Source organism: Mesorhizobium sp. P2_C7, assembly GCF_056404515.1.
Map to the genome: position 1 here is coordinate 80,570 of NZ_JBFUDW010000006.1, position 14,793 is coordinate 95,362.

Annotated in this window: 18 protein-coding genes; 11 read left to right on the forward strand and 7 right to left on the reverse strand. The window is 64.6% G+C overall.

Annotated features, from left to right (window positions below):
* Positions 1-63 precede the first annotated feature (63 nt).
* A complete protein-coding gene (locus tag AC1D2G_RS14265) occupies positions 64-273 on the forward strand; it encodes a hypothetical protein (RefSeq protein ID WP_457152328.1) in 210 nt (69 codons plus the stop codon).
* A gap of 70 nt (positions 274-343) precedes the next feature.
* Here AC1D2G_RS14265 and AC1D2G_RS14270 read toward each other — a convergent pair whose 3' ends face one another.
* Positions 344-1,417: a LacI family DNA-binding transcriptional regulator gene (locus AC1D2G_RS14270; protein WP_477414708.1), complete on the reverse strand. Its 1,074-nt coding sequence runs from the start codon at positions 1,415-1,417 to the stop codon at positions 344-346.
* A gap of 193 nt (positions 1,418-1,610) precedes the next feature.
* Here AC1D2G_RS14270 and AC1D2G_RS14275 point away from each other — a divergent pair, with 193 nt between their 5' ends.
* A complete protein-coding gene (locus AC1D2G_RS14275; protein ID WP_477414710.1) occupies positions 1,611-2,642 on the forward strand; it encodes a hydroxyacid dehydrogenase in 1,032 nt (343 codons plus the stop codon).
* Positions 2,643-2,741: 99 nt separating this feature from the next.
* On the opposite strand, the gene AC1D2G_RS14280 is transcribed toward AC1D2G_RS14275, so the two are convergent.
* The gene (locus tag AC1D2G_RS14280; protein ID WP_477414712.1) at positions 2,742-2,957 is read right to left on the reverse strand and encodes a hypothetical protein; all 216 of its coding nucleotides are present in this window, start codon (positions 2,955-2,957) and stop codon (positions 2,742-2,744) included.
* Between the two features lie 429 nt (positions 2,958-3,386).
* Between AC1D2G_RS14280 and AC1D2G_RS14285 the strand changes: the two genes are divergently transcribed.
* Positions 3,387-4,112 carry a Crp/Fnr family transcriptional regulator gene (locus AC1D2G_RS14285; protein ID WP_477414714.1) on the forward strand — a complete coding sequence of 242 codons (726 nt, stop codon included), beginning with the start codon at positions 3,387-3,389 and terminating at the stop codon, positions 4,110-4,112.
* Here AC1D2G_RS14285 and AC1D2G_RS14290 read toward each other — a convergent pair whose 3' ends face one another.
* A complete protein-coding gene (locus tag AC1D2G_RS14290) occupies positions 4,113-4,406 on the reverse strand; it encodes a hypothetical protein (RefSeq protein ID WP_477414716.1) in 294 nt (97 codons plus the stop codon).
* A 234-nt stretch (positions 4,407-4,640) separates the two neighbouring features.
* Here AC1D2G_RS14290 and AC1D2G_RS14295 point away from each other — a divergent pair, with 234 nt between their 5' ends.
* Both AC1D2G_RS14295 and AC1D2G_RS14300 read left to right on the forward strand, forming a co-directional pair.
* Complete coding sequence (locus AC1D2G_RS14295; protein ID WP_477414718.1) at positions 4,641-5,381, forward strand: XRE family transcriptional regulator; 741 nt, start codon at positions 4,641-4,643, stop codon at positions 5,379-5,381.
* 179 nt (positions 5,382-5,560) lie between these two features.
* Positions 5,561-7,600 carry an acyltransferase family protein gene (locus AC1D2G_RS14300; protein ID WP_477414720.1) on the forward strand — a complete coding sequence of 680 codons (2,040 nt, stop codon included), beginning with the start codon at positions 5,561-5,563 and terminating at the stop codon, positions 7,598-7,600.
* Between the two features lie 268 nt (positions 7,601-7,868).
* On the opposite strand, the gene AC1D2G_RS14305 is transcribed toward AC1D2G_RS14300, so the two are convergent.
* Positions 7,869-8,618 (reverse strand): SDR family NAD(P)-dependent oxidoreductase, encoded by a 750-nt coding sequence (locus AC1D2G_RS14305; protein ID WP_477414722.1) that lies wholly within the window; start codon positions 8,616-8,618, stop codon positions 7,869-7,871.
* Positions 8,619-8,749: 131 nt separating this feature from the next.
* Here AC1D2G_RS14305 and AC1D2G_RS14310 point away from each other — a divergent pair, with 131 nt between their 5' ends.
* Together AC1D2G_RS14310 and AC1D2G_RS14315 are read left to right on the forward strand one after the other, a co-directional pair.
* Positions 8,750-9,643 carry a LysR family transcriptional regulator gene (locus AC1D2G_RS14310; protein WP_477414724.1) on the forward strand — a complete coding sequence of 298 codons (894 nt, stop codon included), beginning with the start codon at positions 8,750-8,752 and terminating at the stop codon, positions 9,641-9,643.
* A 116-nt stretch (positions 9,644-9,759) separates the two neighbouring features.
* A complete protein-coding gene (locus AC1D2G_RS14315) occupies positions 9,760-10,071 on the forward strand; it encodes a hypothetical protein (protein WP_477414726.1) in 312 nt (103 codons plus the stop codon).
* A 49-nt stretch (positions 10,072-10,120) separates the two neighbouring features.
* On the opposite strand, the gene AC1D2G_RS14320 is transcribed toward AC1D2G_RS14315, so the two are convergent.
* A complete protein-coding gene (locus AC1D2G_RS14320) occupies positions 10,121-10,723 on the reverse strand; it encodes a DUF6456 domain-containing protein (RefSeq protein WP_477301441.1) in 603 nt (200 codons plus the stop codon).
* Between the two features lie 241 nt (positions 10,724-10,964).
* Between AC1D2G_RS14320 and AC1D2G_RS14325 the strand changes: the two genes are divergently transcribed.
* Positions 10,965-11,246: a DUF982 domain-containing protein gene (locus AC1D2G_RS14325; RefSeq protein WP_477414728.1), complete on the forward strand. Its 282-nt coding sequence runs from the start codon at positions 10,965-10,967 to the stop codon at positions 11,244-11,246.
* A gap of 123 nt (positions 11,247-11,369) precedes the next feature.
* Complete coding sequence (locus tag AC1D2G_RS14330; protein ID WP_457150586.1) at positions 11,370-11,678, forward strand: DUF982 domain-containing protein; 309 nt, start codon at positions 11,370-11,372, stop codon at positions 11,676-11,678.
* 179 nt (positions 11,679-11,857) lie between these two features.
* Here the strand turns inward: AC1D2G_RS14330 and AC1D2G_RS14335 are convergent, their stop codons facing one another.
* The gene (locus AC1D2G_RS14335; protein WP_477414730.1) at positions 11,858-12,496 is read right to left on the reverse strand and encodes a GcrA family cell cycle regulator; all 639 of its coding nucleotides are present in this window, start codon (positions 12,494-12,496) and stop codon (positions 11,858-11,860) included.
* 618 nt (positions 12,497-13,114) lie between these two features.
* On the opposite strand from AC1D2G_RS14335, the gene AC1D2G_RS14340 reads away from it, so the two are divergent.
* Entirely contained in the window at positions 13,115-13,819 is a 705-nt protein-coding gene (locus AC1D2G_RS14340; RefSeq protein ID WP_477396944.1) for an XRE family transcriptional regulator, read from the forward strand.
* 28 nt (positions 13,820-13,847) lie between these two features.
* On the opposite strand, the gene AC1D2G_RS14345 is transcribed toward AC1D2G_RS14340, so the two are convergent.
* Positions 13,848-14,150 (reverse strand): hypothetical protein, encoded by a 303-nt coding sequence (locus AC1D2G_RS14345; protein ID WP_477226705.1) that lies wholly within the window; start codon positions 14,148-14,150, stop codon positions 13,848-13,850.
* 185 nt (positions 14,151-14,335) lie between these two features.
* On the opposite strand from AC1D2G_RS14345, the gene AC1D2G_RS14350 reads away from it, so the two are divergent.
* Entirely contained in the window at positions 14,336-14,704 is a 369-nt protein-coding gene (locus tag AC1D2G_RS14350; protein WP_477396942.1) for a hypothetical protein, read from the forward strand.
* Positions 14,705-14,793 lie beyond the last annotated feature (89 nt).

Here is a 14,793-nt window from a genome sequence, read left to right on the forward strand (position 1 = left end):
CATGCTTCGCGCGCGTGTGTGCGGGAAGTGGGAACGATATCGCCCGTCAGGTGTTAGAAACTTATGACGAACACCATGGAACCCCACGGTCACGGGATGGTGGCCGATATTTTGGCCTTGGAAGTTGCCAATGCCAGGCAGCGCATCAACCGGACCGAGCTCGCGATTCAACGCACAGAAGAAATGCTGGCCGAGAACATCGCGTTGCAACGGCGTCTGGTCGAGGCCGCGGAGCGCCTAGTGAAGATTTCCGGCGCAACGGCGCCGCTGTAGCCGGTAGCGGCGATCGCCTTCCATGCAGGCCGCCAGGGCCAGATGCAGCGCCACTGCCTGCCGACACTGGCTATTGTCGGTTTCTTCCCCCAGAACTGTTGTCTGGCGAGCCAACGGATTCCCGCATGAAAACCTGGCAAGGCTCGAGCCGTGCTCTCGGCGGCCCGTCCCCGCCTTCAATCCTGGCAAACAGGGCGTCCATGGCGTGGCCGGCGATCTGGCGCACCGGCTGCACCACGGCGGCGATGGCCGGCCATGTCACCTGCATCCACTCGGCGTCGTCAAAGCCGACCAGCGAAATGTCGTTGGGGCAGTGCCAGCCACGTCGTCGGAACTCGGACAGCGCCACAAGCGTGCCCTTGAGGAACAGCGAATAGACGGCGGTCGGACGTTGTCCCCCGCCCCCACCCTCGCCTTGATCGAAATAGTCGCGCAATTGCGCCCGCAGCGGTTCGACATCGCCTTCGGCAAGCACGACGTCGATGCGCACATCCGGGGCCTCCGACAACGCGGTGCCGCGAAAGCCGTCGAGGCGGGCGTGCATCGTGGCTGCCTGCTCGCCAAGGCCGACAACCAGGATATGGCGGTGGCCCTTGCCGATCAGTTCGCGCGCCACCTCGGCACTGGCCGCCGCACTGTCGGCCGACACGGTGTCGAAGGCGTCGTCCGACAGCACGCGATCGATCAGCACGCCGGTCATGCCGTTGGCCTTCATGAACCCGGCCGCCGGACCGTGCTCGTTGCGCACCGGCGCCAGCACGACGCCGGCCACCCTCCAGTCATGCATGCGTTCGAGGATTTCTTTTTCGCGCACCTCTGATTCACGGCTCGATGCGGCCACCAGCGTATAGCCGCGCTGCTCGGCCAGGCTTTCGAGCTGGCTGACCATCTGGCCGAAAAACTCGCTCTCGAACTCCGGCATGATGGCCCCGATGATGCGGCGCTTGGCCCGCCGCATATCGGAGGCCAGCGGATCGACGCGGTAGCCCAAAAGCTCGACGGCATCGAAGACGCGCTGGGCATTCTCGGGCTTCACCGTGGTGACGCCGGCCATGACCTTGGAGACGGTGGCTGCCGACACGCCGGCATGGCTTGCCACGTCGTGGATCGACGGACGCCGCCGCTGGCCCTGCCTATGCGCCATTGGTCCTCCTCACGAGGCGCGGACGTCAGCATTTTTCGTCCGCCACCAATCGAGTAAATCGATTTTTCGCGATTGTAAATCGTTTAATCGGAGGTATTTTGTCTCCGTGCGTGTCGCCCAAAAGTGTGCAACGGGATAACGACATGTGCAAACTAAAAATGTGCGATGAGGTTCGCGCCCGGAGGAGATTGCCATGTCAGACAGCACCTTGCCGCTGGTCATCAGCGCGCCGGAACCGCGCACGCTCGACCTCATCTTCACGCCCCCGCAGTTGGCACGCTTCCGGAAAACATACCGTATCGTCGAGACGACACCCGATGGCGTCGCAAAATTGCCGGCCGATGTGCTGGCCGAAGCCCGCTACATAGTCGGCCAGCCGCCGATCGCGCCTGAAACGCTGGACAAGATGAAGGCACTGCGCTGCGTCTTCAACGTCGAGACGAACCTGATCAACAACATGCCCTACGAGACGCTGTTTGCGCGCGGCATCCATGTCGTCACCACCGGCCTGGTTTTCGCCGAGCCGGTGGCCGAGCTTGGCCTTGCCATGGCGCTCAACCTTGCCCGCGACATCGTCGACGCCGACCTCGCCTTTCGCCAGGGCAAGGAGCTGTGGGGCGGCGACGGCAACCGGACAGCCAGGTTGCTGTCGGGGGCCGATGTCGGCATCGTCGGTTTCGGCGATCTCGGCCGCGCGCTAAACCGGCTGCTGTCGGGCTTCCGCACCCGCACAAAAGTCTTCGATCCCTGGCTGCCGCCGTCGATCCTGATCGACAACGGCGTCGAGCCGGCCTCGCTCGACGAGGTGCTGTCGCACAGCGACTTCGTCTTCGTCGTCGCTTCGGTGACCAGCGAGAACCAGGGATTTCTCGGCGCCGATGCCTTTGCCAGCATGCGCGAGGGCGCGGCCTTCATCCTGCTCAGCCGCGCCGGCGTCGTCGATTTTCCCGCCCTGATGGCGGCGGTGAAAAGCGGCCACATCGTCGCCGCCAGCGACGTCTTCCCGGAAGAGCCGCTGGCGCAAGACCATCCGGTTCGTGCCCTGCCCGGTTTCCTGCGCTCGGCCCACCGTGCCGGCGCGCTCGACATCGCCTTCAAGCGCATGGGCGACATGGTGCTGGAGGACATGGACCTGGTCGACCGCGGCCTGCCGCCGCTGCGCTCCAAGCGCGCCGAGCGCGAGACGGTGTCGAGAATGCGTTCGAAGCCGGTGGATAAGAACTGAAGCTGTCCGGGTTGGCGCGCTATTCGATCCGGAACGATCCCGGCCCTCTGGCCTCGCAACTCGATGCCCGGGTGTCCGAGGACATGACCCGGGCTTCGGTCACTGGCGGGTCCGCCTGAAACTCTCAAGCAACTCGGTTTCATTGCTGCAGCCATTCTCGAACAGCGAGAACACCGTGGCTGCGAGCCGCTGCACGTCCGGCTCCGATGACCTAGGGTCAAGTTTGCGTTCGGAGCAGACCTGATCGAAGACGCGTTGGCACAGTTTCAGATCGAAAGGATAGAAGCCGGGATGGCGCTTGTTGAGGCTCGACATGAGAAGCCCTCTCTTGGAGCAGCGGCCACTTGCCTGACGGTGTCCGCGCCGCCAACCGTAAAAATCGTACACTTTCCCGCCTGCAGAATAAAGACGCGAGTCATCAGCCACGCCTAGAAGGGATGACCAGACGTGACATGGCGCCTTTGTCGTTAGCCGGCGGATTTTATCGACCGTCGCTGTGATCCGGCATTCTCAAGGGATATGTCGGTTTTGTACCAAGACGTGTTTGGTACGTTTCCGACACTAACGTTCAGGCCGAACTTTGCGTATGCGAACATTGGTGGGGGTCGCCGTGCATCGAATTTCATACCGCATTCCTGGGTTTTTTCCTTCAAACTCCCTATATACGGGCTATCGTCGGCACGTTGATACGGGGCGCGGACGGCTGGGAGATCGGATGGCTCTTGCCCTGCATTGGGCCGTGCCATGACTGATCCGGGCAAAAACCATCAATATCGAAACCAACTATTGCGGCGCATGCCGGCGGATGACCTCGCGCTGCTCAAGCCCCATATGCAGCGCTGCGACCTGCCTTTGCGCCAGGTACTGGTGAGCCCCAATATTCCGATCGAGGCCGTCTACTTCATCGAACGGGGCATCGGCTCGGTGGTCGCCAGTACGACCAGCGGCCACGAGGCCGAAGTGGGCTTCATCGGCTTCGAAGGCATGACGGGATCTTCGCTGGTGATGGGCGACGACCGTGCGGTGCATGCCTGCTATGTGCAGCTTGAAGGCGAAGCCATACGCATCGAAGCCGGCCCTTTCAATGCGGCCCTTGCGGCAAGTGCGACCTTGCGGATGTTCCTGCTGCGCTTCGTCAACGCGCTCCAGACCCAGGCCGGTTGCACCGCACTCGTCAACGCAAGGCTGAAGCTCGAGGAGCGGCTGGCGCGGTGGCTGCTCATGTGCGACGACCGGGTGCCTGGCGAAACCTTGGCCATCACGCACGAATTCCTGGCCATCATGCTTGGCGTTCGGCGGCCAGGCGTCACCGTTGCCCTCCAGTTGCTGGAAGGCCGCGCGCTGATCCGTTCTCGCCGCGGCGAAATCGTCATCCGCGACCGCGCCGGATTGGAAGAACTCGCCAATGGCAGTTACGGCGAAGCCGAGGCCGAATACGTCAGGCTGGTCGGCGAGATCGATGCCGACTGATCAAGGGCGCCGGGCCGCCGGCTTGCCCGATGATGTCACTTTGCCGGGCCGTGTCGCACCGACTTCATAGTCATCCGCCGCCCTTTTCCGGCCAACCGGTTCATTTCTGCCAATTGGCAACCCGGCATGCTCCAGGCTTGCGAGCTTGCATTTCGTCTGTTCGGCCGCCGCTCCGATAAGGCAATCGATGGTGAACATGGCGCCGGCGTGATCGCTCGCGGCCACCGCCTGGCGTATCTTGCTCAATTGCGCTTGCGTATAGTCCAGAAGCTCGACCAGGCCGGTGTGATCCAAACCGCCCTCCATAACAGGATGTCGAGTGGCCGATCCAGGTCGCTCTTGGCACTGGATTACGCCCATTTGGCTGGCTTGCATAGCCAAACTGTCAAAACCGTACAGTCTTCGTGTCACCGGACCGGCCGCGCTATTGGCCCAAAGTCCCTCTTCGCGAAACCGTCGCCGCATGCGAGTTTGGCAAAATATAAGTTATCGCTTGAATAAGCATCCGTACGTCGCGGGGGCGATGTCGTGCCAATTCGCGAGAATCTCGCCGCCAATCTCAGGCGGCTGGTCCAACGCCACGCTTCCGTGAGTGCGGTGTGCCGTGAGCTTGGCATCAACCGCACCCAGTTCGAGCGTTATCTGCAAGGCCAGGCTATTCCGAACAAAGCCACCGCCAGGCTGATCTGCGGCTTCTTCAAGATCGACGAGAACGATCTTTATCGCGAGCCCGCTGCCGCGGCAGCCACCGACAGCCACGCATCGCTGCGCCAGAGACTGTATGAGACCATGGTGCATCCCCCCTCGCCGGCCATCGCCGGTGGCACCTATTTCACCTATTTTTCGGTTCCCGGCCGCCCCGACCTTTTGACGCGCTCGATCACCTTCGTGCAGCGTGAGACCGAGTTGGTCACCTTCAGGCGCGTGACGCGGTGGGCTCCAGACGACAGCCAGGGCGGAGCACGGGCGCCCGACAACCACTACGGCGTGGTGATCTCGCGCCTGAACTGGATCTATTTCAGCGGCATCAACAGCCGCCAGACCGGCGACCCGTCGATCGTAGTCGTGCAATGGGCCCCCATCTCTGAGCCGGTTCTGGTCGGCAGGGCCATTGTCCTGACGGGATCAGGGCCAGCCTTCGTGTCGGTCATCATGCGGCGGGACGTCACCAGGATCAGCCCGAGACAGGCAATGCGGATGGCCCACACTGTCAGCCTCGATGACCCCGGCGTCGATCCTCTGGTATCAAGCCTCGCGCGCGAGGCTTGATACGCCAAATCCGGAACAGCTGACGGCCCGGCACTGCCGGTGGGAGAGCGACTCCCTTTTTCCGCCATGTTGCACTGCGAAAGATTTGTTGCATTGCGATGTCAACCTGCCCGGCCGACACTTGCGACGGGCTGGGACAAGCGGTGGGCCAAGAGGTGGGCTTGCACGAAGGAGCCGTCTTGGCAGCATCGTTCCGGCCGGACATACAGGGTTTGCGCGCGCTCGCCGTCGGCGGCGTCGTCGCCTATCATTTCGGGCTCTCCGCCCTGCCGGGCGGCTTTGCCGGCGTCGACATCTTCTTCGTCATCTCCGGCTGGCTGATCACCACCCACCTCATGCAGGAGATCGGCGACACCGGCAGGCTCGACCTCTGGCGCTTCTATGCCAGGCGCGCGCGGCGCCTTTTGCCGGCGGCCCTGTTCGTCGTCCTGGCGACGCTTGTGGCCGGCTATTTCATCCTGTCGCCGCAGGAGCAGGCGCTCTATTCGCGCGGCGCCATGTTCGCCTCCGCCTACGCCATCAATCTGTGGCTGCTGCGCTGGTCGTTCGACTATTTCGCCACGGATGCCACCAGCAATCCCTTCATCCACTTCTGGTCGCTGTCCGTGGAGGAGCAGTTCTACCTGGCCTGGCCGGCGCTGCTTCTGCTGGCGGCCTGGCTGCGTCCCGGCCGGCGAACGGCCGTGGCCGTGATCGGCATCGCCGGCCTTGCCTCCTTCGTCGCCTGCGCCTGGCTGACCAGCGCGGCACCGGCATGGGCCTTCTATTTCTCGCCGCTGCGTGCCTGGGAGTTCGCCGCCGGCGGCCTGGCGACGCTGGTCCCAGTGACTTTCCTGCTGCATCGTCCGTGGCTGTGCGCTGCACTTGGCTCGATCGGCCTGGCGCTGATCGCGGCGGCCTATCTGTGGCTGAGCGAAGACCTGCCCTTTCCCGGCTACCTGGCGCTGCTGCCGGTTGCCGGCACGGTGCTGGTGCTGTTAGGCGGGGCTGGCGAGGAGCGGGCTGGCATGTGGGCCAACAGACGGAACAACTGGCAGGCCTTTGGCCCGGCCGCAGCTCTGTCGCTGCCGCCCCTGCAATGGATCGGCGCGCTCTCCTATTCGCTCTATCTCTGGCACTGGCCGGTGATCGTCTATGCGCAGATGCTGGTGCCGGATCTCAGCGTGCCGCAGCGCCTCGGTTGCGGCGCGCTAGCCTTGGCGCTGTCGGTGTTCACCTATCGCCTGATCGAGAACCCCGGACGACGTGCCGGCTGGCTGACGGCAGGCGCCAGGGCTCTTTATTTCAGCGCAATCCCCGACGCAAAACCGCGTCTCACTTTTCCTGCAATAGCGCTGGCTCCCGCGCTTGCGCTGACGGGTGCCGGCGTGGCGGTGGCCTATGCCAATGCGCATCTGGCCCAGCGCAACATCGACCCCGAGCAGCGCGGCATCGAGCAGGCGGCCGAACAACCCTCCATCGTGCGCGCCGTCGACAAGAGCTGCCTGCTCGACTTCCACACGGTGACGCCCAAACCTTGCACGTTCGGCGCCACCGATGCCGCCCACACCATCGTGCTGTTCGGCGATTCGCATGCCGACCACTGGTCGACGCCGCTGATCGAGGCGGCCAGGCGCAACGATACTAAGGTGGTCACCTATCTCAAATCATCGTGCCGCGCCTCGCGGCTCTCGACCTTCAACACCGTGCTGAAACGCGACTACACCGAATGCGACGCCTGGCGCGAGCAGGCGATATCGGACATCATCGCCCGCAAGCCGCGCCTGGTGGTGATCTCGGAATTCTCCATTGGCAATCTGACGCGCGACATGCCCGCCGCCAGCCGCACCGCCGAGACCGCGCGCTGGCAGGCCGGCCTGCGCTCGACCTTGCAGGCCTTCAGCCGGGCCGGCGTCGAGGCCGCGGTGATCCGCGACACGCCGATCAACACCAGCTTCGCCGATTCCTGCGTGGCGCGCGCGCTGTGGTGGCGCGAGGCGCCGTCGCCGCACTGCGACACGCCAAGGACCGAGGCCGCCAATGACGGCGCGGCCGCCACCGAGCGCGCCATCGTGGCCAGCGTGCCCGACACGCTCTATGTCGACCTCACCGACCATTTCTGCGGCCACACCTCTTGCCACGTCTTCATCGGCGGCAAGCTGGCCTTCCGCGACCGCCACCACCTTGCCACCGCCTTCGCGGAGACGCTGGAGCGGCCGCTGGAGAAAGCGTTGTTTTAAGTGATGTGGCGCGGGTCGCCTTTCTGTGAGGCCGGTGCTGCCCCTCATCCGCCTGCCGGCACCTTCTCCCGGTATAGTGACGGGGAGAAGGGAAATCGCCGCAACCTTCGTTCTTCGTTCTCACCGCTGACGATTGGCGAAACCATACACAACAGCGTCCTTCTCCCCGTCACTATACGGGGAGAAGTGCCCGGCAGGGCGATGAGGGGCAGCGCCACGGAAGAAAGTCGCATGCGCCCTCGGCAACCCTTCCGATCTAGTCGCGCCCCTATCGCCACCCACCCGACGCCGTAATCCGCTCTCCCGTCAGCCAACCGGCCTCGTCGGACGCCAGAAACACCGCCACCCGCGCAATGTCATCCGGCTGGCCAAAGCGGCCGAGCGGGGTGACCGCCACCAGCGCCTCCTCGTGTACGCTGCCGACAATGCCGACGCGCTGCAACCCCTCGGTGTCGACACCGCCTGGCGCGATCGCGTTGACGCGGATGTGGCGGGCGCCAAGCTCACGCGACATCGACAGCGTGATCGAATCCACCGCCGCCTTGGTGGCGGCATAGATCAGCGAATTCGGCTGCGGATTGGCACTGGCGACAGAGCTGATGTTGATGATGCTGCCGCCCGCCGGCCCGAAATGCCTCACCGCTTCCTGGATGGTCAGCACGACGCCCAGCACATTGGTGTCGAATTCGCGGTGGAACTCAGCCTCCGTCACCGCCTCCAGCGGCTCGAACTGGAACACGCCGGCATTGTTGACCAGGATGTCGACGCCGCCGAACGAGGACTTTGCCGCTTCGAACAGGCTGCGCACGTCAGCCGCTTGCGCGACATCGCCCCTCACCGCGACCGCCCGGCCGCCGGCGTCCGCGATGGTGGCGACGACGCGCTCGGCCCCTTCCCGCGATGAGGCATAGTTGACCACGACAGCGGCGCCCGCCGCCGCCAGCCCCTTGGCGATAGCTGCTCCAATTCCCTTCGATGCGCCGGTGACGATGGCGACCTTCCCGTCCAGACTGCTCATCCATTCTCTCCTTGATCCTGACGATGAGCGGTATTTAAGTGCGCATAAAAAGCGTATTAGCCTGACCTCAGGCCATTCTTTCTTGCCTGGAATTCCGCAATCAGCCCTTCTCGACATGGGACGATGCCGCCATGACCACAATCCTCGAAAAGACCGCCGGCCTTGTCGCCTTCGTGCGCACGGTGGATGCCGGTTCGTTCCAGGCCGCCAGCCGGCTGATCGGCTCCAGCCCGTCGGCCGTGTCGAAGAGCGTGGCGAAGCTGGAGCGGAGGCTCGGCGCTAAACTCATCCAGCGCTCGACCCGCCGGCTGGGGCTGACCAGCGAAGGCATCGCCTATTACGAACGGGTGGCGCCGCTGCTGCGGGCGCTCGACGATGCGCAGGACATTGTGCAGAGCACCGGCACGGCGCGCGGCCTGCTGCGCGTCACCGCCCCGGTCGAACTCGGCCGCGGCCTCATCGCTTCATGGGTGCAGCTGTTCCTGGCCGAGCAACCGGAGGTGAAGCTGGAACTCAGCGTCACGGACCGTCACGCCGACCTGATCCGCGAGAACTATGACGTGGCGGTGCGCATGGGCACGCTGGCCGATGCCGGGCTCACGGTGCGGCGCATCGCCAGCCTGCCGATCGTGCTCGTGGCCGCCCCCGCCTATCTCCAGCGCCGAGGCTTTCCAGCCTCGATCGAAGATCTGCGACGCCACGATTTCGTCCGTTATGTCTCGGCAGGTCGCCCGCGGGCCATCACTTTTGCCGACGGCACCGAAATCGTGCCCGACGGCCGCTTCGACACCGACGACGGCGGCGCCATCCGCAACGCCGCCCTATCCGGCGCCGGCATCGCTCACCTCCTGCAAGTCGCCGTGCAAGACGACATCGACACCGCCCGACTCATGCGCGTCCTGCCAGATGTGCCGATGCCAACCATGCCGGTCCACATCGTACATGCCTTCGGCCGGCAACTGCCGGTGCGGGCAAGGCTGTTCGTGGAGTTTTTGGCAAAGCAAATGGGGAGGCTGGGAAGGTGAGATGTCTGCCGGGCACGGCCCCCGGCGTCCGCATTGCTCATCACATCTTTAAGAATCTGTGGAACGGGGCCGCGCCTCGGGGGTTATATTAGACTAACCTTGAAAAGGAGGTAGCCATGAAGAAGCTCCTGCTTGTTTCGGTTATCGCCATTGCTTCGGCGGCGGCGATGATCGCTCCCGCGGATGCCGGTAGTCGCATCACGATCGGCATCGGCGGCTATGCCGACGACTATTACGGCGGCGGCTATTACAATGGTTACGGTGACTACGGCGATCGCTACGCCTATCGCCCCTATTACCGGTACGATGCCTACGACAACGGCTACAGGCCACGTTATTACCGCCGGTACCACCGTTGCCACATCGAACTGGTCAAGCACTGGCGCCATCACCACAGGATCATCGAGGAAATCCGCGTCTGCGGATGACCTGATCTGGGAAGATTGATCCGGCCGGCATTGCCGGTCGGATCTCCTGTCACCCGACCCTTCTCCCCACCATCATCCCATAGTGCACCGCCAGCAGGTCCAGTCCGACCTTCAAGAGCTTCGTCACCACATCCCTGCCCTCGCCGGTCTGCTCGGCCAGGCCCTTGATCGAGCCGCCGGCGCAGCAGACTTTCTGCACCACGGCGACCACCTCCCAATGGCATAGCGCCCTGCTCGCGGCGGCGTGGGCGCGGCCAGCGTCGAGCACGCTGTCGGCGATGCCGCCGCCGTGCCGACCGCCGTCGACCCGCTCGCTCCAGCGCATCGGTTTCACGCTCGCCTGCTGGCTGCAGCGGAAATCCTCGCGGTAGCGCAAGCCGGCCTCGCGCTGCTGACGCGACAGCGAGGTGATGCCCAGCAGCGGATCCACATTGCGCACCCGCACGATGCCGCCGGTGGAGGTGAAGCCGTCATTCGACACCTCGTAGACGCGACCCGCCTCCAGCGTGCCCGCAGCCAGCCGCGTGCGGCCGAAGTCATCGTCCTTCAGCGCGAAATCATGGCCGATCTCGCGGCGGATGCGCACCTGCTCGGCCTCGCCCTTCGGCAGTTTTGGTGCCTGCGGTTTTGCAGCTCTGGTTCTCTTGCTCACGGGAGGCTCCTGGTTGGGGTGTTGGGATTGGGTTGGGCCGTGCGGAACCTGGGTTCTGAAGTGCCGCACTTCTGGCGAGCAGATCGCAGATCGCGCGGCGTTTCGAACAGCTCGACGCAGAGCTGCGTTGAGGGGCAAAACCACGACTTGCCGAGACGACGGCCATATCCGCGTCCGGACTAATGGAACCAGCGCGAACTTTCGACGTTATGTCGCGTCCATACCAACGGGAGGTTTGCGTATGACAGCTTTCATGCCGGTTACGCTGCGCTTTTGCGACAGCAGAACCATGTTGGTCGGCTCGGTGGCCGAGGCCGCCGACGCGCTCAGGCAGCAATGGCCAGACAAGACAGCACCTGGCTATGTCGAGGCGGCCAGGCTCGTCGCCTTGGCGGTAGACGGCACTTGCAGCCAGCGCATCGCCTTCGACGCCCTCACCAGGGCGGCTGGCCAACAGAATATATTGGTGGTCAGGCCAAGAAGCCGTGCCCATGCCTGGCTGGACGCCGTGGTCAGCCCGTGAGGGTTGTGAGGTTGGTGGGCCGGGCCGGGCCGAAAATGTGATGCAACCGTCAGCCAGCGTGGCGCGTTGATAAGAGCGGGGTTTCCAGCCCCGCGCAGAGTGAAGGTGAACGCCGTGGGTACGATGAAGACCGGAGTGCCGCTCAAGGTGCGGATCGACGGACAGATCGAAGAGATCGACTGCGTCAACGACGCCGCCGACTTCCTGCAGCGCTGGCCGCTCGAGCGGCGCGGCCATGTCTACCGCAGCGCCCTCAACGCCTGCAGCGCTGCCATCGCTGCGCAGATTTCCGAATCCGACGCCATGAAAGTGTTCACCGGCTTTGCCAGGGTGGCCGACATCCTGGAGGCCGAAGGCGGACCGGCCATGACGCTCGAGACCAGGACCGTGCAAAGCCGCATGCCCAAGCAAGGCCGGCAGATACCGAAATAGGGCGACGAGGTTTCTTTCTCCCCGTTCACGGGGAGAAATGCCCGCCAAGGCAATGAGGGGCGGCGCCAGCGCTTCGGTCGGATGCTTGAAGCTCATATCTGTTTTCAATCCCGCCACGTCAGCGCCGCCCCTCATCCGCCTGCCGGCACCTTCTCCCCGTAAACGGGGGGGAAGGAATGCTAACCCGCCTCCGCCTCAAAAACGCGGCGGCGAAAGCGGGCCTGGTGGTAGGGGCAATAGCTTTTCAGTGCCTTGGTGCGCATGCCGCAACACAGCATGTCTGCGCCGGGCCGACTGCCCGGCGCATCGTTTTCAGGATCTTCTTCCAGCGTCAGGTCCAGCGGCGCGCGGCAGCGGCCGAACAGGCAGTCGATGAAACGCATCGCCACGCCATGCGGCTGGCGGCCGAGGGCCGCACGAGGCGGCACCGGCATCTCCAGGCGATAGGCTTCGCCATCGGCGACCAGCACGCCCACTTCGCGCTCCGACAGGGGTTGCGGCAAGCGCTTCGGCCGGACCGGCGTGCCGGCGATGCCGGTGGCAAGCGCGACGTCGATCGTGTCGGACACCTTGGCGATGGCCCCGCCCGTTCCGTTCGCCCGCTTGCTCGCCTTGCGTTTGCGGGCCGGCAGCCGCTTGCCATTGGCAAAGCCGATCGCACTCAGCATGGCGTTGCGGTGCACGATGCCGATGATGGCGTTGCGCGACACGCGCACGCCGCGCAGCACAGTGAAAGCCGCCGCGATCTTTGAGGCGGAAAGCCCGTCCTTCAGCCAGCGGGCGATCTCTCGCAATTCGGCGTCGGTATAGCTTGCCATCTCAAGGCTCCATCCAAAGTTCTGCCTTCGGCCGTGCGCCGTCGGGCAAGCGTCAGGGCTGGGCCCGGTTGCCTGGGCCGCAGTCAGGGTTGTCGGTTCGGGGGGCCGGCTGGCGCCGGCTTCAGCCTCACCGGGAGCGGGCTCGCCGCCTGGCCGGTTCAGCGAGGCGCGAAAGCCGCGCCTCGGCCGTTTTTCTGTCGGAGGCGGAAACCGCCCTGCCCGCCAGCGGATCGAACAGGATGACGGTGCCATCCTGCGTGCGGATGCATGACCGGTCAGCTGGACCGGCAGAATCCTGGCCAGCGCCATCTCGATCGAATTGGGGGCCGGAGCCGCTGGGAGCGGCGGCTCCGGCCGTTCCGGTCGCCGGTGACGGGCGGACCGGATCCGAGGCCGATGCAATCAGGCAAGGCACCTCGGGCTTCGCTCCGGCCGGGGAGGAGGACGGCCGGGGCGGAAGGGAATGGCTGGCGGTGGTGACCGCCGGGTGCGCCTCATGCGAGGCCGGCGCCACGGCGCCATCGAATCTGGACAGGTTTTGCATGTCCATATATAAGCATAACTCAAAAATATATGCAAGCCATTCTTTCATAGACGAGAGCCACTTTCATCGCTCACATGCACGCCATGGCAAAAACGCAACTGTCAATCAAGGTCGGGGCGGCGATCCGCCAGGCGCGCAAGCAGCGCGGCCTGGTCATGCGCCACATTGCCGAGCACAACGACACCGATGTCGCCGCCGTCGGCAATTGGGAAACCGGCCGCAACCTGCCCAAGACCGAGAACCTGTTGAAGACCGCCGCCTTCCTGCGCGTCGACCCAGTGGCGCTGGGCAAGGGCGAGGTCGTCTTCCTCGATGACACCGGCCCGGTCGCCGACGTGGAGATCGTCACCGATGCCGGCCCACCACCCGCCGGACCGATGGATATCCCGGTGCTGGGCGCCGCCGTCGGCGGCGATGACGGCGACTTCACCTTGAACGGCGAGCCGGCCGGCTATGTCCAGCGTCCGCCCGGCATCCGCAACCTCCCCAAGGTGTTTGCGCTGCACGTGCTGTCCGATTCCATGGTGCCGCGCTACGAACCGGGCGACATGATCTACTGCGGCGGCCGTGAGGCGGTGCCCGGCGACCATGTCGTGATCGAGACTTTTCCCGAAGAAAACGAGCGCAACGGCAAGGCCTTCATCAAGAAGCTGGTCAAGCGCACCACCGCCGAGCTGGTGGTCGAGCAGTACAATCCGCCGAAGACGCTGACCTTCAACCGCTACGCCATAAAACAGGTCTGGCGCGTCATCCCGCTCAAGGAACTGCTGGGGTATTAGGGTGGCGGCTCCCGCAGCGCCCCTCTCCTCACGCCCGCCTCGCTCCCTCGAGCGGCGCCTCGCGGTCGTTCAGCATCCGGGCTTCGCTGCGCACGCGCTGGCGCTCGTCGATGAACGCCGCCTGGATCGAAATGGCCACGCCCGGCAGCCCGTCGGCGCGGCAGGCCGAGCAGACGATGCGGCCTGAAAGGGCGGCCAGCGGCGTATTCCCCGACACCCCGAACCGCTTCAGCTGATCGGGCCGCCACCATCTGTTGCGGCCGCAATCGGCGCACTCGACCGATATCGAGGCGACATGCGCGATTACTGCTTCCTTGCCTGGCAATGCCATCGCCCCTGCCTCGTCTTTGTTCCTGATTTGTTCGCATAATCCTGTGTTTTAGGCCGCGAGTCGAGTCGCCCATCTCAAAGATTCCCAAAAGTTTTTCTTCTACAGTTATTTGAGTTATGCTTATATCGACTCACAAATGTGAGTCGGGGCGCGAACCGCCCGCCGCATCATATCCGGGAGTGACGATGGACGCCCTTGCCGCCGATTTCGCCCGCGCCTGCGGTTACACCGGCGACAGCCCTGCTCTGCTCGAAGCCTTCGACGCGATCCGCCGCAACGGCATCGAGCGCGCCCGCCAGGATCATGTCAGGCGCAAGGCCGTCATCGATGCACTGAAACATTCGCAGGCGCTGTTCCTGACGGCGATCGGTCCGGCGCTGTCGGCGCAAGAAGCCATCGAGGATGCCGCCCGCTTCATCGCCTTCTGGCGCAACATGCCGCGCTGGCGCCAGGAGCGGCGCCTGCCCGACCTCATCAGAGCCAGACAGCAGCGCCTGATGGCACGTTACTTCCGCCGTTACGGTCACCGGCTCTGGGCGTTGGAAGCGGCCTGACGAGCAGGCATCCAATAGCTTGCCTCCCGTACAGCACCCCTCATCCGTCTCGGCGCTGTGCGCCGACCCAACCTTCTCCCCGAGAGGGG